The organism is Scandinavium sp. M-37 (genome assembly GCF_043558715.1).
Classification (GTDB): Bacteria; Pseudomonadota; Gammaproteobacteria; order Enterobacterales; family Enterobacteriaceae; genus Scandinavium; species Scandinavium vulneris_A.
Window position 1 is genome coordinate 39,279 of sequence record NZ_JBIGIN010000018.1, and the last position, 18,796, is coordinate 58,074.

Below are 18,796 nucleotides of genomic sequence, written 5' to 3' on the forward strand. Positions count from 1 at the left end.
CCTTATAGCTGCACGCCGGAGAACGACATAAACCCTAATGCCATCAGTCCGGTGGTGATAAAGGTGATCCCTAAGCCACGCAGTCCTGCGGGCACGTTGGCGTATTTCATCTTCTCGCGAATCCCCGCCATCGCGACGATCGCCAGCATCCAGCCGATGCCGGATCCAAAGCCGTAGACCACAGATTCAGGGAAGTTGTAGTCGCGCTGAACCATAAACGAGACGCCACCAAAGATCGCACAGTTCACGGCGATCAATGGGAGGAAGATCCCCAGCGCGGTGTACAGCGACGGGAAATACTTATCGAGGATCATCTCGAGAATTTGCACCAGAGCCGCGATCACCCCGATAAAGGTGATGAAGTTGAGGAAACTAAGATCCACCCCTTCAACCAGCGCACCGTCGCGCAGCACCAGGTTGTAAATCAGGTTGTTGACCGGCACAGAAATACCGAGAACCACCGTGACCGCCACCCCCAGGCCGAACGCCGTAGAGACTTTCTTCGACACCGCAAGGAACGTACACATGCCGAGGAAGAAGGCCAACGCCATGTTTTCAACGAACACTGCGCGGACAAAAAGACTAATGTAGTGAGCCATAATCGGTTACTCCTTCTCCTGCTGTTCCGGCTTCCAGCTACGCAGCGCCCAGATAATCAGACCGATGATGAAAAAGGCGCTCGGCGCGAGCAGGAACAGGCCATTCGGCTGATACCAGCCGCCGTTCTGCACGGTTTGCAGGACGGTGATGCCGAACAGTTTGCCGCTGCCAATCAGTTCACGCAGGAACCCGACAATCATCAGGATCGCGCCATAGCCCAGGCCATTACCGATGCCATCCATAAAGCTCGCCAGCGGCGGGGATTTCATGGCGTAGGCCTCTGCACGGCCCATCACGATACAGTTGGTGATGATAAGCCCAACGAACACCGACAGCTGTTTGGAGACTTCATAGGCATAGGCCCGCAGCAGCTGATCGACCACGATAACCAGCGAGGCGATGATCGCCATCTGCACAATGATGCGCACGCTGTTCGGAATGTGGTGGCGGATCATTGAGATGAACATGCTGGAAAACGCCGTCACCAGCGTCACCGCGATGGTCATCACGAAGGCCGTTTCCAGCTTGGTGGTAACCGCCAGCGCCGAGCAGACGCCCAGCACCTGCAGCGCAATCGGGTTGTTGGCGACCAGCGGCCCCGTCAGCACCCGTTTTACTTCTTTCATATCACCGAGCTCAGCCATTGTTCAGGCCTCCTTCACGCATCTGTTTCAGGAACGGACCAAAGCCCTGCTCCCCCATCCAGAAATCAAAACTGTGCTGTACGCCGTTCGACGTAAGCGTCGCACCGGAAAGCCCATCCACCGCGTATTCATCGCCCTGACGTGCGCCGCCCTTCACCACTTTCAGCGAAGGCATGCCGTTATCATCAAGGACTTTCTTGCCGATGAACTGCTGACGCCAGTTCGGGTTTTCGACTTCACCGCCCAGCCCCGGGGTTTCGCCCTGGTCGTAGTAAGTGATGCCTTTCACCGTGCGCCCGTCGGTGTCGAGGGCCACAAACGCATACATCATCGACCACAGGCCGTTGCCGTAAATCGGCAATACCACCTGCTGCACTTTCTGCTGCGGGTCTTTCACCAGATAGATTTCGACCACGTTGCTGCGACGTTTGATACCTGCAGGATCCTCACTGGCATCCAGTTGAGTGCTCTGTGCCGGATCTTTTAACGCCAGTCCCTGGTTAAAGGAAGCCGGGTCTTTATCCAGCAGCGTGCCGCTTTTCAAATCCAGCAGACGCGGCGTAATGCGTTCGGCAAAGAGTGAGGCCACGTCATTGGGCTTCATATCCGGCTGCATTAGCCCGGTGACGGCCAGAATATTGCGCTGTTTATCCAGCGCGCGCTGTTCCTGCTGGCGAGGTTTCAGCCCCACCGCTGACCCGGCTACGATAACCGAGCAGACCAGGCAAAGCACCAGCACCACCAGCAGCGTTTTGCCGATGCTATCGTTACTTTTCACTTCAGCCACGCGACTTCCTCCGCTTGATATTGGCCTGCACCACCAGGTAATCGAACAGTGGCGCAAAGAGGTTGGCAAACAGAATCGCCAACATCATTCCTTCCGGATAGGCCGGGTTCACGACGCGGATCAGCACGCACATCGCGCCAATCAGTGCGCCATAGCACCACTTCCCTTTATCAGTAAACGATGCCGACACCGGGTCGGTCGCCATGAACATCATGCCGAAGGCAAAGCCGCCGAGCACCAGATGCCAGTACCATGGCATGGCAAACATCGGGTTAGTGGCAGAGCCAATCAGGTTGAACAGCGTAGCGGTGGCGATCATGCCGAGCATCACGCCCGCGACGATGCGCCAGGAGGCAACGCGACCAAAAATAATGATCGCCCCTCCCAGCAGGATCATCAGGGTTGAGACTTCACCAATCGACCCCGGAATATTGCCGAGGAACGCGTCCATCCACGTCACCGGCTGCCCGGTGGTGATGTTGACCAACGCTTCTCCGCCCTTACTCGCCCACTGTGAAAGCGGGGTCGCACCGGAGAAACCGTCAGCGGCGGTCCACACCAGATCACCGGAGATTTGCGCCGGATAGGCGAAGAACAGGAAGGCGCGCCCGGCCAGCGCCGGGTTAAGGAAGTTACGTCCGGTACCGCCAAAGATTTCCTTGCCGATGACGACACCAAAACTGATGCCGAGCGCGGCCTGCCAAAGCGGTAGGGTCGGCGGCACAATCAGCGCGAACAGAATCGAGGTAACAAAGAAGCCTTCGTTGATTTCATGCTTGCGCACAATAGCGAACAGCACTTCCCAGAAACCGCCGATGATAAACACGGTGAGGTAAATAGGCAGGAAGAATACCGCGCCCAGCCCCATCATGCTTAGCCAGCCCGCGTCCGGGCCAAAGTTAACCCCCAGCCACTGCGCGGCGGCGTAATGCCAGTTCCCGGCGATGACCTGTTGTAATTGCTCTGGTCCGTACAGCTTATGCAGCGCCGGAATGGTTTGCAGGCCAACGTTGTACATGCCCCAGAACATCGCCGGGAACACCGCCAGCCATACCAGAATCATCATGCGTTTCAGGTCAATGGCATCACGGACGTGCGAGGCACCTTTGGTCACCAGACCTGGCGTATAGAAAATAGTCGCCGCGGCTTCATACAGCGGGTAGTACTTTTCCAGTTTGCCGCCGTGGGTAAAGTGCGGCTCAATTTTTTCCAGCAGATTTTTCAAGCCCATCACTTATCCTTCCTGCTCAATGCGGGTTAAGACGTCACGCAGCACCGGCCCATACTCGTATTTCGCTGGGCAAACGTAGGTGCAGAGCGCTAAATCTTCTTCGTCGAGTTCCAGACAACCCAGCGCCTGCGCGCTGTCGGTGTCACCGGCTAACAGGTCACGCAGCAGCAGCGTCGGCAGAATATCCAGCGGCATCACGCGTTCGTAGTTGCCAATCGGCACCATAGCCCGTTCGCCGCCGTTAGTATCGGTGGAGAAGTTGAACAGCTTGCGCTTAAGGAAATGCCCGAGCGTAGTGCGGGTAATCGAGAATTTGTCTTTGCCGGGCATCACCCAGCCAAACAACTCTTTTTCGCGCCCTTCTTTTACGACGCTCACCTGCAGGTGATAGCGCCCGAGGAAGGCGTTCGGTCCCTGAGCGTGCGTGCCGTTAAGCACCGATCCGGAAATCACCCGATTTTCACCGTCGGCCAGTTGGCCCTGCACCAGCTGTTCGAGGCTCGCCCCAAGCAGGGTTTTCACCAGACGTGGGGTTTTTACCTGCGGCCCTGCCAGCGCAATCACGCGTTCGGTCCACAACTCACCGTCGACAAACAGTTTGCCAATGGCGATAACGTCCTGGTAATTGAGATGCCACACCTGCTTATTCAGGCTGACTGGTTCAAGGAAGTGAATGTGCGTCCCGGGTAATCCTGCCGGATGCGGGCCGCCAAATTCGTTGTAGGTCACTTGCCCAAGCGGATGCCCGCCAAGCTTGCCACCGCTGGCCTGGCAGACGTGTACTTTGCCATCGGTCAGACGCGACAGTACCGTTAGCCCGGCGTTAAACGCATCGCGGTGCTGATAGATGACAGGCAGCGGATCGACCGCCAGCGGATTGGTGTCGATAGCGGTCACGAAAATGGCCACTGGAACGCTGTCAGGCGCAGGAATTTTGCTGAAAGGCCGGGTGCGCAGACTGGTCCACAGGCCGGATTCCAGCAGCTGCTGTTGAACCGCTTCGCGAGGGAGGGTGGTCAGTTCCGTCGAGTCCACACGGGGGAATGTGACGGCATCGTCGCCATCAATATCAATCACCACCGCTTGCAGGATACGGCGCTCGCCTCGATGAATGGCGCTAATGAGCCCGCTCGCCGGAGCGGTGAAACGCACCCCGGGATTCTTTTTGTCTTCAAAAAGCACCTGGCCTTTTAGCACCCGGTCGCCTTCCTGAACGGCCATGGAAGGGCGCATCCCCATATATTCTTCGCCTAGCACCGCCACGCGTGAGACGGCGGGACTGTCGGCTATGTGCTGTGACGGTGCGCCAGCGATGGGCAAATTTAGCCCTTTTGTGATTTTAATCATGTCGTTAGCAGGTATCCGTAAACGTTACAACTAAACCCAGCGTAGAGAAAAACAAGAAAGGAAAACCGATGCCAGAGTGCGCTGCTGACGGCAGTACGATGAGAGTAAAGCATCCTTTCTTAACCTGGTCGTGAATCGCGGGAAGTTTACAGGATATCGCACAGAAACGCAGCATTTACGCGGCTCGCAGGTCATTATTTGCGAGCGAATGCGCAAAGTTCTGACTGCTATTGCGATAAAAAGCAGGTATAACGCTAAAGTAATTTGTAAACCCCACTTTCCGGGCTTGCGAAAAACTTTGGTGATGATAATGTGAGCGCACCAAATCAAGATAATTCTGATTTTGAACCCTAATTTCGGGCCTCCCGGCCTGGCTTCACCGTTTTATCAAGGAACATGTAGTATGCGCAAAATCGCATTGTTACTTGCGATGCTGTTGATCCCGTGCGTTTCGTTTGCCGGTTTGCTTAGCAGTAATAGCTCGTCCACGCCGGTCAGCAAAGAATTTAAGCAGCAGTTAATGGGATCGCCGGTATATATCCAGATCTTCAAAGAAGAGCGCGCCCTTGATCTCTACGTGAAGATGGGTGAAACCTACCAGTTGCTCGACAGTTATAAGATTTGTAACTACTCCGGCGGCCTCGGTCCGAAACAGCGCCAGGGCGATTTCAAATCCCCGGAAGGGTTCTACAACGTCTCCCGCAGCCAGCTGAAACCGGATAGCCGTTTTTATAAAGCCATTAATATTGGTTTTCCGAACGACTACGACCGCGCGCACGGCTATGAAGGGAAGTATCTGATGATCCACGGGGCCTGCGTGTCGATTGGCTGCTATGCCATGACCGACTCCGGCATTGATGAGATTTTCCAGTTCGTGACCGGGGCGCTGGTGTTTGGCCAGTCAAGCGTGCAGGTCAGCATCTATCCGTTCCGCATGACCGACGCCAATATGCAGCGCCATAAGTTCTCTTACTACAAAGACTTCTGGGCGCAGCTGAAGCCGGGTTACGACTACTTCGAGCAGACCCATAAACCGCCGATGGTGACGGTTCAGAGCGGACGCTACGTCGTCAGCAAGCCGCTGAGTCACGAAGTCCGCTCGCAGCTGGCGTCAAACTACGCGCTCCCCGAGACAAAATAACGCCCACTCGCCTGGCATAATCTTGTGCCAGGTTTCATTACCGGTTAACGGCTGAGTGGCAATCACGGTGACCACATCGTTCGGTGTGGTTTCACTCTGAAAATCAATTTCCATGTCCTGATCCAGCAGCTTTGCCACGCCAAACGGCGCCCGACGCGTTATCCAATAGAGATGGGTCGAGCAGAACGCCATCACATACCGCCCGTCCGACAACAGCATGTTGAACACCCCTTTCTCCCGCAGTTCATCTGCCAGCGACGCAATGTATTTAAACACCCCATTCATATTGCCCGGCGTGCGCGGATAGCGGCTGGTCAGCTTGTGCAGCAGCCAGCAAAAGGCTTTTTCGCTGTCGGTTTCTCCAACGGGACGGAACTGGCCAGTTTCCAGCGACTTATAGCCGGTCAGCTGCCCGTTATGGGCGTAGGTCCAGTTACGGCCCCACAGTTCGCGGGTAAACGGATGGGTATTTTCGAGCGCCACTTCGCCACGATTCGCCTGACGAATATGGGCAATGACCGAACAGGATTTGATCGGATAATCCTGCACCAGTTTGGCGATAGGTGACTGGAAGCTCGGTTGCGGATCCTTAAATGTGCGACAGCCTTTACCCTCGTAGAAGGTAATTCCCCAGCCATCTTTATGCGGCCCGGTGCCGCCCCCGCGCTGTACCAGCCCGGTAAAACTGAAGCAGATATCGGTTGGCACATTGGCGCTCATCCCGAGCAGTTCGCACATAGTTCACCTCTCTCGCTCTAAATAATTCGAGCTGCAGGAAGGCGGCAAACCAGCTCACCTGCAGCTTAAAGTATGACGAGCGTACACATAAAACGGGGGCAAGCCCCCGCTAACACTTATGCTTTTACCATCTCTTTTTCAATCAGCATGATCAGGATGTGGATCACTTTGATGTGAATTTCCTGGATGCGATCGGCATAGCCAAAGTGCGGCACGCGAATTTCCACGTCGGCAGAACCGTCCATTTTGCCGCCGTCTTTGCCGGTCAGGGTGATCACTTTCATGCCCTGGGCACGCGCCGCTTCAATCGCTTTAATCACGTTGCCTGAGTTACCGGAAGTGGAGATGCCCAACAGCACATCGCCTGCACGGCCAACGGACTCAACGTAACGAGAGAACACATATTCATAGCCAAAATCGTTGCTGACGCAGGAGAGATGGCTGACGTCGGAAATGGCAATCGCCGGGTAGCCCGGACGGTTTTCACGGTAGCGACCGGTCAGCTCTTCGGCGAAGTGCATCGCGTCACAGTGAGAGCCACCGTTGCCGCAGGAAAGCACTTTCCCGCCCGCTTTGAAGCTGTCAGCCAGCAGCACTGCCGCACGCTGGATAGCGTGAATATTCGCTTCATCAGCGAGAAAATTGGTCAGCGTTTCAGCTGCTTCGTTCAGTTCGTTACGAATCAGATCCTGGTACATGAGGAGTGTCCTTCCGCTTAGATGTTTAACCCCAGCAGTGTAACGGATAGCGGATAAAGCGAGAAGCATTCACCTCAGTTATCCCCGCGGCTTTTGATCTTCCGTGCCCCCAAAAGCGACAACAGTGTGAGCCAGGTTGTAATTATTTTGTAAACACATTGATAAAAGAAATCACATCTACTACAACCATATCATCACAAGTGGTCAGACCTCCTACAAGCAAGGGAGCATTTCTTTATGATGATTTTGAGTATTGTTGCAACCATCGTGTTACTCGGGGTGCTCTTTTATCACCGGGTTAACCTGCTGCTCAGCAGCCTTATCCTGCTGGTGTGGACCGGTGCGCTGGCGGCCGCGGGCCTGTGGAATATCTGGCTGCTGGTTCCGCTGGCGCTGATTCTACTGCCGCTAAACCTGACGCCGATGCGTAAGGCGATGATTTCTGCGCCAGTGTTCCGGACGTTCAGCAAAGTGATGCCGCCGATGTCGCGTACTGAAAAAGAAGCGATCGACGCGGGCACCACCTGGTGGGAAGGCGATCTGTTCCAGGGTAATCCCGACTGGAAAAAGCTGCACAACTATCCGCAGCCGCGCCTGACGCCGGAAGAACAGGCGTTTATTGATGGCCCGGTGGAAGAAGCGTGCCGTATGGCGAACGACTTCGAGATAACCCATGAACTGGCGGATCTGCCACCGGAACTGTGGGCGTATCTGAAAGAGCATCGCTTCTTCGCGATGATCATTAAGAAAGAGTACGGCGGCCTTGAGTTCTCTGCCTATGCGCAGTCTCGCGTGCTGCAAAAGCTGTCCGGCGTGTCGGGGATCCTGGCGATCACCGTTGGCGTACCGAACTCCCTTGGTCCGGGCGAACTGCTGCAACATTACGGCACCGACGAGCAGAAAAATCATTACCTGCCGCGTCTGGCACGCGGCCAGGAAATTCCATGCTTCGCGCTGACCAGCCCGGAAGCGGGTTCCGATGCGGGTGCGATCCCGGATACCGGCGTGGTGTGTATGGGCGAGTGGCAGGGTGAGCAGGTTCTCGGTATGCGCCTGACCTGGAACAAACGCTATATCACCCTCGCACCGATTGCGACCGTGCTCGGTCTGGCATTTAAACTTTCTGACCCGGACAAACTGCTGGGCGGCGAAGAAGATTTAGGTATTACCTGTGCGCTGATCCCAACCGGTACGCCGGGCGTGGAAATTGGTCGTCGTCACTTCCCGCTGAACGTGCCGTTCCAAAACGGCCCGACCCGTGGTCAGGACATCTTTGTGCCGATCGATTTCATTATCGGCGGGCCAAAAATGGCCGGTCAGGGCTGGCGTATGCTGGTGGAATGCCTGTCCGTGGGCCGCGGTATTACCCTGCCGTCTAACTCGACCGGCGGCGTAAAATCGGTAGCGATGGCAACGGGGGCATATGCGCACATCCGCCGTCAGTTCAAAATCTCTATCGGTAAAATGGAAGGGATTGAAGAGCCGCTGGCACGTATCGCAGGCAACGCCTACGTGATGGATGCTGCGGCGTCGTTGATTACCTACGGCATTATGCTCGGCGAAAAACCGGCGGTGCTGTCGGCAATCGTGAAGTACCACTGTACCCATCGCGGTCAGCAGTCAATTATTGATGCGATGGATATTACCGGCGGGAAAGGCATCATGCTCGGTGAAGGTAACTTCCTGGCCCGTGCCTATCAGGGCGCACCGATTGCGATCACCGTCGAAGGCGCAAACATTCTGACCCGCAGCATGATGATCTTCGGTCAGGGGGCGATCCGCTGCCATCCGTACGTGCTGGAAGAGATGGCTGCGGCGCAGAATAAAGATTTGAACGCGTTCGACCAGCTGCTGTTTAAACATATCGGCCACGTCGGCAGCAATAAAGTGCGCAGTTTCTGGCTGGGCCTGACGCGCGGCTTGACCAGCAGCACGCCGACCCACGACGCTACCCGTCGTTACTATCAGCACCTGAACCGCCTGAGTGCCAACCTGGCGCTACTGTCTGACGTCTCGATGGCGGTGCTGGGCGGCAGCCTGAAGCGCCGCGAACGCATCTCTGCCCGTCTGGGTGATGTGCTGAGCCAGCTGTATCTGGCCTCTGCGGTGCTGAAACGCTACGACGACGAAGGTCGTAACGAAGCGGATCTGCCGCTGGTTCACTGGGGCGTTCAGGATGCGCTGCATCAGGCTGAACAGGCGATGGACGACCTGCTGCGTAACTTCCCGAACGGGTTTGTAGCGGGCATGATGCGCGTCGTTATCTTCCCGACCGGGCGTCACTACACCGCCCCATCGGACAAACTGGATCACGCCGTAGCGAAAATCCTGCAGGTTCCAAGCGCCACCCGTTCCCGTATCGGTCGCGGTCAATATCTGACGCCGAGCGCGCACAACCCGGTGGGTCTGCTGGAAGAAGCGCTGATTGACGTGATGGCAGCCGATCCGATTCATCAGCGTATTTGCAAAGAATTGGGTAAAAACCTGCCGTTCACCCGTCTCGATGAACTGGCGCGTAACGCGCTGGCCAAAGGACTTATCGACCAGGCAGATGCGGATGTGCTGATCAAAGCGGAAACCAGCCGTCTGCGCAGCATTAACGTTGACGACTTTGACGCCGACGCGCTGGCAACTAAGCCGGTAAAGCTGCCAGAGAAAGTGCGCAAGGTTGAAGCCGCATAAGGTTATTCCCTAACCTCATCGTCCGGCGACGCGTTGCTTATCAGCCCTAAAAGCGGAGAATCTTCTCCGCTTTTTTTATTGAAATCCTGATAAGGTAGAGCAGTGACTCGTTAGCCTGCAATCGGGAGTTTATAACTGTGCCCAATCTGAAAGTAACACTGTTACAACAACCTCTGGTGTGGATGGATGGCCCCGCCAACCTGCGTCATTTCGACAGACAGCTGGAACAAATCCACGGACGCGATGTGATTGTGCTGCCAGAGATGTTCACCACGGGTTTTGCGATGGAAGCGGCGGTCCAGTCGCTGCCGGAAGAAGACGTCATTGCCTGGATGCATGAAAAAGCACAGCAAACTAACGCTCTGGTGGCGGGCAGCGCCGCGCTGCAAACCGAGCGTGGTCCAGTGAATCGCTTCCTGCTGGTGGAACCGGAAGGCAGCGTGCATCGCTATGACAAACGCCATCTGTTCCGTATGGCCGATGAGCATCACCATTATGAAGCGGGCAATGAACGCGTGGTGTTTGAATGGCGCGGGTGGCGCATTCTGCCGCTGGTGTGTTACGACCTGCGTTTCCCGGTGTGGTCGCGCAACCGTAATGATTACGATCTGGTGCTGTACGTCGCCAACTGGCCAGCTCCGCGTTCCTTGCATTGGCAGGCGCTGCTCACCGCGCGCGCCATTGAGAACCAGGCTTATGTCCTTGGCTGCAACCGCGTCGGCACCGACGGTAACGGACATCACTATCGCGGCGATAGCCGGGTGATTGACCCGCAGGGTGAAATTATCGCCACCGCCGAACCACATCAGGCAACGCTGATCCATGCCGAACTGTCGCTGACGGCGTTAACCGACTATCGAGAGAAATTTCCCGCCTGGCAGGACGCCGACGCGTTTACCCTCAGTTGATACTTCCCTTCTGATTTCACCCCTATTAGCGCTTCTTTCCTCGAAGCGCTTAAATTTTAGTGCTGGTTGACGAGTGACAGTCTGGTTAATCATAGGGCTATGTTGATTCCTGGGAACAGGCCGCATACGGATGAATTGTTGATCAGAATTATGGAGCATAGAAATAAAATATAAATGGATTCCAAACATAATCCCTTTTCAACATATTCATGGAGTTATGCGGTAGTTCTTTCGTTCCAACAATCTTTATAAATTATATGCCCATCAACATTTAGCCATGTTATAGTTTCGTAACGCATCTGAATTTCCTCTGTATGCGTACTGACATTCCCAGTAGGTGCTAATAGAGGATTTATGGATACAATTTTAACGTTCTCCATCATTATATTAAAATATTCAACTTCCATACCCGCATCAACAATATGATATAACCTTATTGTGGCGCTCTTTAGTATTCTTCCTTCACATAACGCACGGTAGAGCATCGGTGTTGCCCTATCGAATTCTTTCTCGAACGTGATCGGTTGGTGGAGCCGCGTACCCGTCAATTTTCCAGTATTACCATCCGCTGGTATCCATATACCATGTGTGAATGATTTTATTTCAAATGACCCCAGACGCGTTGGCATTAAGCATGGCCCTGCAATTGGCGTATTTTTTTCATCGGTAAGCCACATATATGCTGGAATTGACATTTTCTTTCCTTAATATTTTATGTATTTTGCAATTATCATTGTTATTGCATAAACAACAATAACAACAACCCCAATAATTGGTATCGCAACTTTAGAATCAGGAATATATGCTATTACAAACAAAGATATGATTATTATTAAGAATACTGGAATATAACTCAAGAGGAAATCAACACATTCAAACCTAATAAATCTTTTGAGGAATAATTTCATGACCTCACCATTCTTGCTATAGAATTTGCGATCTCAGAATCACTTGCGTATGATTTGTTTATATATTGACTTTTATCTATGACAGGCTCAATCAAAAAGTACATCATTTCAATTTTTTTCACATATAATAAATCATAATAATGTGGTGAGCGCAATCTTAATATATCCGCACACTCAGCAGCATGTTGAAATACGCCATACATACCAAATCCACTAAGTCCTATCACACCATACTTTGTTATTAGCTTACTCAATGCAAAATCAATTGAAGTGTTTATATTTAAACTAAAACATATCGATTTTGTCAGTGAATAAACAAGCCCCCTTTTTGTTAGCTGCCCACTTGAGACATTAACATTCAAATACATCAAGTTACGTTGTATCGATGTTATGCTATCTGGATTTCTTCTTTGCAATAAGTCCTCGACGTAAATCCGTATCATTTCTGATATAATTTGTCTGTTTTTATAAATTTGACTAATACCTAACAGAAACCTGAAATCCTCCTCTTTCATCTTCATGCACACATCATCATAATTGTCAGTCAGGCAGGAGGCATAATAACTTAACCGTCTTGCCCCGTCGCCAATAGTGTTAAGCTGTTCAGAAACCAAGTCCTTTACTCCAGATAATGCACGTTCCAGTTTAAGCGCCAACGCTCTGTCAGACTCAATCCTGCTGATGATTAAATTACTGTGGTACATGTTATATCCCTATATAACCTCACTGTATCAAAGTACTTGTATATCACATGGTGATATACAAGTGTGACCGTCATCATAATTTCGTTAATGGGCAGTCAAATGCAAAAAAACCTTCTATTTCTATAATGCCAAATGATAGAAGGTTTTAATTTATTAGTTATGTGAATATTTAGTTATTATTTTAACTCGCACTGCATTCTAAGTTATTTTAATTTTTCTTCTCATATCAATACATCTCCATTTTTATAAAAACACTCAAATCTGCCGTAGTATTTTGACGAAATATCATTTTTGCAATGGTGTTGAATACGATCCCGAACTTCTTAGACACGCCATTTCCTGATACAGGCCAAGGCAATGGCGTATGTCACGATCCCCGATACGTCGACCAGCCCCACGGGGCAATCAAAAACGGTAAGTGGTAGTGTTCGCCGCTGCGGGGTAGCGTCACGTCAATTTGCGCACTCGGGTAGAGCGTTTCGCGCCCGGTCCGGGCAAACCATTCGCCGATTTCCGCTGTCAGCCGATAACGGCCTGGCGCGAGTTCTCCTTCGGCCATCGCGCCGATGCGTCCGTCGGCGTTGGTCTGTGCTTCTTTCACCCACTGCCAGCCGGTCGCGGTGTGCTTTTCGAGGCGGATCACGACCCCTGCCGCCGGTTTGCCGAGTGAAGTATCAAGAATATGGGTCGAAATATGGCTCATCGGGCGAATACTCCTTCCAGACGAAGCTGGGTGATTTGACGCAGTTGACGCAGCGCCTCCTGAATTTCGTCGGCGTCGCTATTTTTCAGCCGCTGGTTGAGATTGGCAAGGATTTCTTCCCCACTGCGCCCTTTGGCGCGGATCAGAAAGACGCGTCCAAATCGTGCCTCGTAGTCTGCATTCCCCTGCGCCAGCGCCTGAGCCAGCGCGGCGTCGTGGCTGTTGACCGAGGCTTGTTCCTGACGCGAGAACGACGATTCGGCTGACAGGTCCTTGGGCTTATCGCCGATGCGCGGATGCGCCTGTAGGGCAGATTCCAGCTCAGGCAATTGCCAGCGTTCACTGAGCGCAGCGGCCTTTTCCAAAATAGCGCCGAGGCTGGCATAGGGTCGGCCCGCCACCAGCGATTGCTGCCATTTCGGCAACGCCACGCAGGCGGCGATCATCCCCGTGGCCTGTGCCACGCTGGCACTGTTGAAAGCCCGGAGCGCATCCGGCTGAGCTGTCTCCTGTACCGCCAGGCTGTAGGCCTGCAAGGCCAGCGCCACGTCAGCTTGTTCAACCGACTCTGCCGGATGATGGCTGATCCCGCCCGCACAGCGCACAAACAGCATGGCCACCGGCCAGCGTTCTGCTAACGCCATTGAATCGTGCCCGGCGCCACTCGGCAAACTGAGCGCCCTGCCCTGCACAGTGTCGCAGGCGCGAGCCAGGGTGGTCTGGAGCACCGGGTCGCACGGTGTGGCAGGGGTAGTATAGAAAATATCATGGGAGAACGTCAGGCCGCGACGCTGGGCAATCTGCCGGGCTTTTTCCAGCAGGTTTGCCAGCAGCGCTTCGCGCGTGTCGTCAGACGGGCTGCGAATATCGAGGCTGAGCGTGACGCTGCCGGGAATGACGTTCACCGCACCGGGCTGGCAGTTCAGCGTGCCGACCGTCGCCACCAGCGTGGGGTCACTGGCCTGGGTGAGCTGTTCAATCGCCAACATCCATTCGGCGGCTCCGGCGAGTGCATCCCGACGATGAGCCATCGGCACCGTTCCGGCGTGTCCGGCCTGACCGTCAAAACGGCAGTTCAGGCGGCGGGCGCCGTTGATGGCGGTCACCACCCCGAGCGCTAAATCTTCGCCTTCCAGCACCGGGCCCTGCTCGATGTGCAGCTCCAGACTGGCGCTAAATTCTTCCGGTAAACGGGCGGCGTGGGCGATGCGTGCCGGATCTAATCCCGCATTGACCATCGCCTGCGCGACGCTGATGCCCTGCGCATCACAGCAGTCCAGCCACTCTGGCGGCCAGCTACCGGTCAACCCCCGACTGCCGAGCAGCGTGATGCCAAAGCGCGTGCCTTCTTCATCGCCAAACCCGACAATTTCGATGGCCTGCGCCAGACGCCGATCGTGGCGGTTCAGCCAGGCCACTATCTCAATCGCCGTCAGAACGCCGAGCATTCCGTCATAGCGCCCGGCGTTGCGGACGGTATCCAGATGCGAGCCGAGCAACAGCGCGGGAGCACCTTCCTGCTGCGCGTCGTAGCGCCCGCAGACATTGCCTACCGCGTCCTGCCAGGCGGTCATGCCCGCGTCGTTCATCCATTGCGCCACCAACGCGTTGGCCTGCAAATGTTCGGGCGAGAGGTAAACCCGGGTAAGCTCCCCGGGGGTTTCACTGATTTCTGCCAGCTGGTTGCTGCGCGCCATGACGCGTTCTGCCGCCAGACGCGCCTCTTCGGCATTCATTGGCATGATGTTCTGTGGCATGAATCACCCCTCGTAAGTGTCCCAGGCGGCCTGCATTGCCGCGCCCTGGATGGTGGCAAAGCCCAGACGATTCAGTACCGCTTCCAGCGCGGTCAGGGTTTGCAGAACACAATCTTTCCGGGCGTTGTACCCCATGGTGCCGATACGCCAGATTTTGCCCGCCAGGGGGCCAAACGAGGTGCCGATTTCAATGTGGAAATCATTGAGCAGGCGCTGACGCACTTCCTCGCCATGCACGCCCGCCGGGATAACCACCCCGAGCACGTTATTCATTTTGTGGCGGATATCGCCGAAGACTTCCAGGCCCATGCCCTGAATGCCATTCAGCATCGCGCGACCGTGCAGCTCGTGGCGAGCGATCAGGTTATCCATTCCTTCTTCAAGCATGATGCGCGCACATTCGCGGGCGGCAAACAGCATGCTGGTGGCTTCGGTGTGATGGTTCAAACGCTCCGGACCCCAGTAGTCCATCACCATCCCGAGATCGAAATAGTTCGACCAGATCATCTCGTCTTCACCATCCTGATGATCCCCGGTGCGGATCCCCTGCTCCACGCATTTACGTGCGCGGATCACCGCTTCCATTTCCGCGCTGAGGGTGATCGGCGAGCTGCCGGACGGGCCGCCGAGGCATTTCTGTAATCCGGCAGAGACCGCATCCAGCCCCCAGGCATCGGTTTCCAGCACGTTGCCCCCCAGTGACGCGGTGGCATCGGTATAAAACAGCACCCCGTGGCGGCGACAAATCTCGCCCAACGCCTGCAATGGTTGCAGCATCGTGGTCGAGGTATCACCCTGCACCGTCAGCAGCAGGCGCGGCTTAACGCGCTTGATAGCATCCTCGATTTGCTGGGCGCTGAACACCTCGCCCCACGGGACATCTATGGTGTGAACCTCAGCCCGACAGCGTCGGGCAATTTCACACAGCAAGTGGCCGAAACGACCAAACACCGGCACCAGCACCTTATCGCCGGGGCGAATGGCCGACAGCAGAATGGCTTCAATCCCGGCCCGGGAGGTGCCATCCACCAGCATGGTCCATTGATTTTCAGTGCGGAACACCCCGCGATACAGCGTCATCACTTCATTCATGTAGCCGGTCATTACCGGATCGTACTGGCCGATCAGTTGACTGGACATTGCCCGCAGCACTCGCGGATCGGCGTTGATCGGCCCCGGCCCCATCAACAAACGGTGCGGAGGGTTAATAGCGGAAGAAGGCTGAACCTCGAACATGAACACATCCTTTGGTCTGGAAACCGGTTATTGAAACGAATGATTCTTTGATATCGTTTTTGCAACGAATGTGCCAGCCCGCGTTTTCGCTTTTCATCGGGCGATCGCGGATGTTTCGCTCATCGCTGAATCAAAACGGAACCCTGCGCGGGTGCATTTGCACCATAACAGGGCATCAGCGCTGTTCCAGCTCGTCCAGGGTGTGATAGAGGTCGGCGATGTGGTGAATACGCTGGCGACCTTCGCTGAGCGTGCTGTGCAGCAAGGCATTGGCTAACAAATTCACCAAGCTCATGGCGCTGCTGTAGCTGTCGAACGCCGAAACGCTGTCCAGCGGGGCGGCAAAATGCCAACGGCAGCGGGTGCGAATGCTGGTGGCCTGCGGCTCGCTTATCACCAATACCTGCGCCTGCTGGCTCTGCAGCGCTTCCAGCAGCGGACGAATGACCCGCGGACGACGGCGGAACGCCACCACAATAACCAAATCTTCCGGGGTGATATCCACCACGTCTTCCGCCAGCGTCTGGCCTGGCTGCGGCATCAGCCAGACGTTGCCGCGACTTTGCATCAACTGCTGGCGCAGGTGTAACGCCACCGGGGCGCTGTTACGCAGGCCGACGATAAACACCCGCCCGGCGCTCGCCAGCGCGGCGATCACCTCATCAAACAGGCTGGCATCCAGGGCGTTAACCCACTGCGTCAGATTGGCCATTTCCTGTTTATAGTGACGCGCCAGCAGAGTGTTACCCTGCACCGCATCGCGTTCACCGGTCAGCGGCATCCCGCTCTGGCGCAGGGTTCGCAGCTCGTCGCGCATGTCTTTGAAGCGCTCATAACCCAAATGGCGGAACAGGCGGCTGACGGTGGCCTTCGAGACCCCGCTCAGCCGCGCCAGCTCGGCGCTGTTATAGCTCACCAGATCGTCAAAATGATCCATGATGAACGACGCGACGCGCTGTTCCTGCGGTGACAATTCGTTAAAGCACGCCCTCAGGCGCTCATCGAGCTGCTGCATACCCTCTCCTGCAACTTTTGTTTCACTTAAGCTGACACAGGCCAACGCCGGGCGTCAATCTGGAACGTTTTTTGCCTGATAACACCGAAGACCATCCACGGAGCAAAAATCATGCAAAGTAATCTGGCCCCGGGGGCCATGGCGGTTACCCCTCATCATCTCGCCAGCGAATCGGCACTTTCGGTCCTGCGCCACGGCGGGGATGCCATCGAAGCGATGGTCGCGGCGGCGGCCACCATTGCCGTGGTCTATCCGCACATGAACGGCATCGGCGGGGACGGTTTCTGGCTGATTGTGCCCCCAGGCGGCGAGCCGATTGCCATTGACGCCAGCGGGGCCGCTGGCGCATTAGCGACGCTGGAATATTACGCCGGACACGCTGCCATTCCGCATCGTGGCGCGAAAGCAGCGCTGACCGTGCCGGGCACCATCAGCGGCTGGGATGAAGCGCTGAAGATCTCCGCCAGCCTCGGCGGCGGGCAGCTGCCGCTCTCCCGCCTGCTAGCCGATGCCATTCGCTACGCCGCCGACGGAATGCCGGTCACCCGCTCGCAGGCCAGCGCTACGCAGGGCAAATACCATGAACTTTCCGGTGTGCCGGGCTTTGCCGGAACCTTTTTACAACGCGGCGAAGTGCCCACCGCTGGCAGCCGTTTTTGTCAGCCGCGTCTGGCCCGCACCCTGACCCGGCTGGCCAATGACGGTCTCGACAGTTTTTATCGTGGCCCGCTGGCGCAGCTGATGGCAGAAGAGTTTCAGGCGACCGGCTGCCCGCTGACCGGGCAGGATCTCGCCAGCCATCGCGCGCGGCGTCGCGTGCCGCTCAAACTTAGCCACCAGCAGGGCGAGATTTTCAATATGACGCCGCCCACGCAGGGGCTGGTGTCGCTGGCGATCCTTGGCATCACCGACCATCTGGAGATGGCCAACGCCGATGAAGTGCAGACCATTCACCGCATCGTTGAGGCCACCAAACGGGCCTTTAGCCTGCGCGATAAATACATCACCGATCCGCGCCACGTCACGCTCCCGGTCCAAAGCCTGCTGGAAAGCGCACCGTTGCAGGCGTTAGCCGCCAGCATTGACGATCACCGTGCCGCGCCGTGGGGCAAAGGCAAAGGCCCGGGGGATACCGTCTGGCTGGGCGTTGTCGACGGCAACGGCCTGGCGGTGTCTTTCATCCAGAGTATTTATCACGAATTTGGCAGCGGCGTGGTGCTGCCGGAAAGCGGCATTCTGCTGCAAAACCGTGGTGCGGCGTTCCAGCTCGACCCCAATCATCTCCTGGCGCTGGCCCCTGGCAAACAGCCGTTCCATACCCTTAATCCGGCGGCGGCGCGGCTGAAAGACGGCCGGACCATGGTGTACGGCACCATGGGCGGTGACGGGCAGCCGCAAACCCAGGCGGCGATATTCACCCGCCATGTGATTCAGGGCATGCCGTTGCAGGAGGCAGTTTGCGCCCCACGCTGGCTGCTTGGCCGCACCTGGGGCCAGGCAACGGACTCCCTCAAACTCGAAGGTGGCTTCAGTGAAGCGACGTTTACGGCACTGCGCGAGAAGGGCCACGACGTGGAATGGTTGCCCGGAATGAGTGAAGCGCTGGGCCATGCCGGGGCGATTGTGCGTCACCCCAACGGCATGCTGGAAGGGGCATTCGATCCGCGCAGCAACGGCAGCGCAGCCGGATTCTAAGG

Annotated in this window: 17 protein-coding genes; 4 read left to right on the plus strand and 13 right to left on the minus strand. The window is 55.7% G+C overall.

What is annotated here, in order from left to right; genetic code table 11:
* Positions 1–2 precede the first annotated feature (2 nt).
* The 5 genes from nqrE to ACG0Z5_RS14315 are packed head-to-tail and all read right to left on the minus strand — an operon-like array spanning position 3 to position 4,609.
* The gene (gene nqrE / locus ACG0Z5_RS14295; RefSeq protein WP_319626599.1) at positions 3–599 is read right to left on the minus strand and encodes an NADH:ubiquinone reductase (Na(+)-transporting) subunit E; all 597 of its coding nucleotides are present in this window, start codon (positions 597–599) and stop codon (positions 3–5) included.
* A gap of 6 nt (positions 600–605) precedes the next feature.
* Entirely contained in the window at positions 606–1,244 is a 639-nt protein-coding gene (locus ACG0Z5_RS14300; protein WP_319626598.1) for an NADH:ubiquinone reductase (Na(+)-transporting) subunit D, read from the minus strand.
* Positions 1,237–2,031, minus strand: coding sequence for a Na(+)-translocating NADH-quinone reductase subunit C (locus ACG0Z5_RS14305; protein WP_394448308.1), 795 nt, complete (start codon positions 2,029–2,031; stop codon positions 1,237–1,239). The genes ACG0Z5_RS14300 and ACG0Z5_RS14305 overlap by 8 nt, the downstream gene beginning before the upstream one ends.
* Positions 2,024–3,262, minus strand: a complete 1,239-nt coding sequence (locus ACG0Z5_RS14310) for an NADH:ubiquinone reductase (Na(+)-transporting) subunit B (RefSeq protein WP_394448431.1) — start codon at positions 3,260–3,262, stop codon at positions 2,024–2,026. The genes ACG0Z5_RS14305 and ACG0Z5_RS14310 overlap by 8 nt, the downstream gene beginning before the upstream one ends.
* 3 nt (positions 3,263–3,265) lie before the next feature.
* A complete protein-coding gene (locus ACG0Z5_RS14315) occupies positions 3,266–4,609 on the minus strand; it encodes a Na(+)-translocating NADH-quinone reductase subunit A (RefSeq protein WP_394448310.1) in 1,344 nt (447 codons plus the stop codon).
* A 403-nt stretch (positions 4,610–5,012) separates the two neighbouring features.
* Here ACG0Z5_RS14315 and dpaA point away from each other — a divergent pair, with 403 nt between their 5' ends.
* Positions 5,013–5,750: a peptidoglycan meso-diaminopimelic acid protein amidase gene (gene dpaA, locus ACG0Z5_RS14320; RefSeq protein ID WP_394448313.1), complete on the plus strand. Its 738-nt coding sequence runs from the start codon at positions 5,013–5,015 to the stop codon at positions 5,748–5,750.
* Here dpaA and ACG0Z5_RS14325 read toward each other — a convergent pair.
* Positions 5,721–6,488 (minus strand): class II glutamine amidotransferase, encoded by a 768-nt coding sequence (locus tag ACG0Z5_RS14325; protein WP_319626594.1) that lies wholly within the window; start codon positions 6,486–6,488, stop codon positions 5,721–5,723. The genes dpaA and ACG0Z5_RS14325 overlap by 30 nt on opposite strands.
* Positions 6,489–6,604: 116 nt before the next feature.
* On the minus strand, positions 6,605–7,186 hold the full coding sequence (gene lpcA / locus ACG0Z5_RS14330) for a D-sedoheptulose 7-phosphate isomerase (protein WP_319626593.1): 582 nt from the start codon (positions 7,184–7,186) through the stop codon (positions 6,605–6,607).
* A gap of 237 nt (positions 7,187–7,423) precedes the next feature.
* Between lpcA and fadE the strand changes: the two genes are divergently transcribed.
* On the plus strand, positions 7,424–9,868 hold the full coding sequence (gene fadE, locus ACG0Z5_RS14335) for an acyl-CoA dehydrogenase FadE (RefSeq protein WP_394448318.1): 2,445 nt from the start codon (positions 7,424–7,426) through the stop codon (positions 9,866–9,868).
* A gap of 137 nt (positions 9,869–10,005) precedes the next feature.
* On the plus strand, positions 10,006–10,776 hold the full coding sequence (locus ACG0Z5_RS14340) for an amidohydrolase (protein WP_394448321.1): 771 nt from the start codon (positions 10,006–10,008) through the stop codon (positions 10,774–10,776).
* Positions 10,777–10,991: 215 nt separating this feature from the next.
* Here the strand turns inward: ACG0Z5_RS14340 and ACG0Z5_RS14345 are convergent, their stop codons facing one another.
* From ACG0Z5_RS14345 to ACG0Z5_RS14370, 6 genes are all read right to left on the minus strand, one after another.
* Positions 10,992–11,471: an Hcp family type VI secretion system effector gene (locus ACG0Z5_RS14345; protein WP_394448323.1), complete on the minus strand. Its 480-nt coding sequence runs from the start codon at positions 11,469–11,471 to the stop codon at positions 10,992–10,994.
* A gap of 209 nt (positions 11,472–11,680) precedes the next feature.
* Positions 11,681–12,388, minus strand: a complete 708-nt coding sequence (locus tag ACG0Z5_RS14350) for a hypothetical protein (RefSeq protein ID WP_394448326.1) — start codon at positions 12,386–12,388, stop codon at positions 11,681–11,683.
* 367 nt (positions 12,389–12,755) lie between these two features.
* Positions 12,756–13,091 (minus strand): hydroxyisourate hydrolase, encoded by a 336-nt coding sequence (gene uraH / locus ACG0Z5_RS14355; RefSeq protein WP_394448329.1) that lies wholly within the window; start codon positions 13,089–13,091, stop codon positions 12,756–12,758.
* On the minus strand, positions 13,088–14,833 hold the full coding sequence (gene hpxK / locus ACG0Z5_RS14360; RefSeq protein WP_394448433.1) for an allantoate amidohydrolase: 1,746 nt from the start codon (positions 14,831–14,833) through the stop codon (positions 13,088–13,090). The genes uraH and hpxK overlap by 4 nt, the downstream gene beginning before the upstream one ends.
* 18 nt (positions 14,834–14,851) lie before the next feature.
* Positions 14,852–16,084, minus strand: a complete 1,233-nt coding sequence (locus tag ACG0Z5_RS14365; RefSeq protein ID WP_394448333.1) for a pyridoxal-phosphate-dependent aminotransferase family protein — start codon at positions 16,082–16,084, stop codon at positions 14,852–14,854.
* Positions 16,085–16,259: 175 nt separating this feature from the next.
* Positions 16,260–17,099: a MurR/RpiR family transcriptional regulator gene (locus ACG0Z5_RS14370; protein ID WP_394448336.1), complete on the minus strand. Its 840-nt coding sequence runs from the start codon at positions 17,097–17,099 to the stop codon at positions 16,260–16,262.
* Positions 17,100–17,207: 108 nt separating this feature from the next.
* Here ACG0Z5_RS14370 and ACG0Z5_RS14375 point away from each other — a divergent pair, with 108 nt between their 5' ends.
* A complete protein-coding gene (locus ACG0Z5_RS14375; RefSeq protein ID WP_394448435.1) occupies positions 17,208–18,794 on the plus strand; it encodes a gamma-glutamyltransferase family protein in 1,587 nt (528 codons plus the stop codon).
* Positions 18,795–18,796 lie beyond the last annotated feature (2 nt).

Coding starts and splice junctions, on each gene's coding strand:
- nqrE (WP_319626599.1), bottom strand. CDS start 599: ATGGCTCACTACATTAGTCTTTTTGTCCGCGCAGTGTTCGTTGAAAAC.
- ACG0Z5_RS14300 (WP_319626598.1), bottom strand. CDS start 1,244: ATGGCTGAGCTCGGTGATATGAAAGAAGTAAAACGGGTGCTGACGGGG.
- ACG0Z5_RS14310 (WP_394448431.1), bottom strand. CDS start 3,262: ATGGGCTTGAAAAATCTGCTGGAAAAAATTGAGCCGCACTTTACCCAC.
- ACG0Z5_RS14315 (WP_394448310.1), bottom strand. CDS start 4,609: ATGATTAAAATCACAAAAGGGCTAAATTTGCCCATCGCTGGCGCACCG.
- dpaA (WP_394448313.1), top strand. CDS start 5,013: ATGCGCAAAATCGCATTGTTACTTGCGATGCTGTTGATCCCGTGCGTT.
- ACG0Z5_RS14325 (WP_319626594.1), bottom strand. CDS start 6,488: ATGTGCGAACTGCTCGGGATGAGCGCCAATGTGCCAACCGATATCTGC.
- lpcA (WP_319626593.1), bottom strand. CDS start 7,186: ATGTACCAGGATCTGATTCGTAACGAACTGAACGAAGCAGCTGAAACG.
- fadE (WP_394448318.1), top strand. CDS start 7,424: ATGATGATTTTGAGTATTGTTGCAACCATCGTGTTACTCGGGGTGCTC.
- ACG0Z5_RS14345 (WP_394448323.1), bottom strand. CDS start 11,471: ATGTCAATTCCAGCATATATGTGGCTTACCGATGAAAAAAATACGCCA.
- ACG0Z5_RS14350 (WP_394448326.1), bottom strand. CDS start 12,388: ATGTACCACAGTAATTTAATCATCAGCAGGATTGAGTCTGACAGAGCG.
- uraH (WP_394448329.1), bottom strand. CDS start 13,091: ATGAGCCATATTTCGACCCATATTCTTGATACTTCACTCGGCAAACCG.
- hpxK (WP_394448433.1), bottom strand. CDS start 14,833: ATGCCAATGAATGCCGAAGAGGCGCGTCTGGCGGCAGAACGCGTCATG.
- ACG0Z5_RS14365 (WP_394448333.1), bottom strand. CDS start 16,084: ATGTTCGAGGTTCAGCCTTCTTCCGCTATTAACCCTCCGCACCGTTTG.
- ACG0Z5_RS14370 (WP_394448336.1), bottom strand. CDS start 17,099: ATGCAGCAGCTCGATGAGCGCCTGAGGGCGTGCTTTAACGAATTGTCA.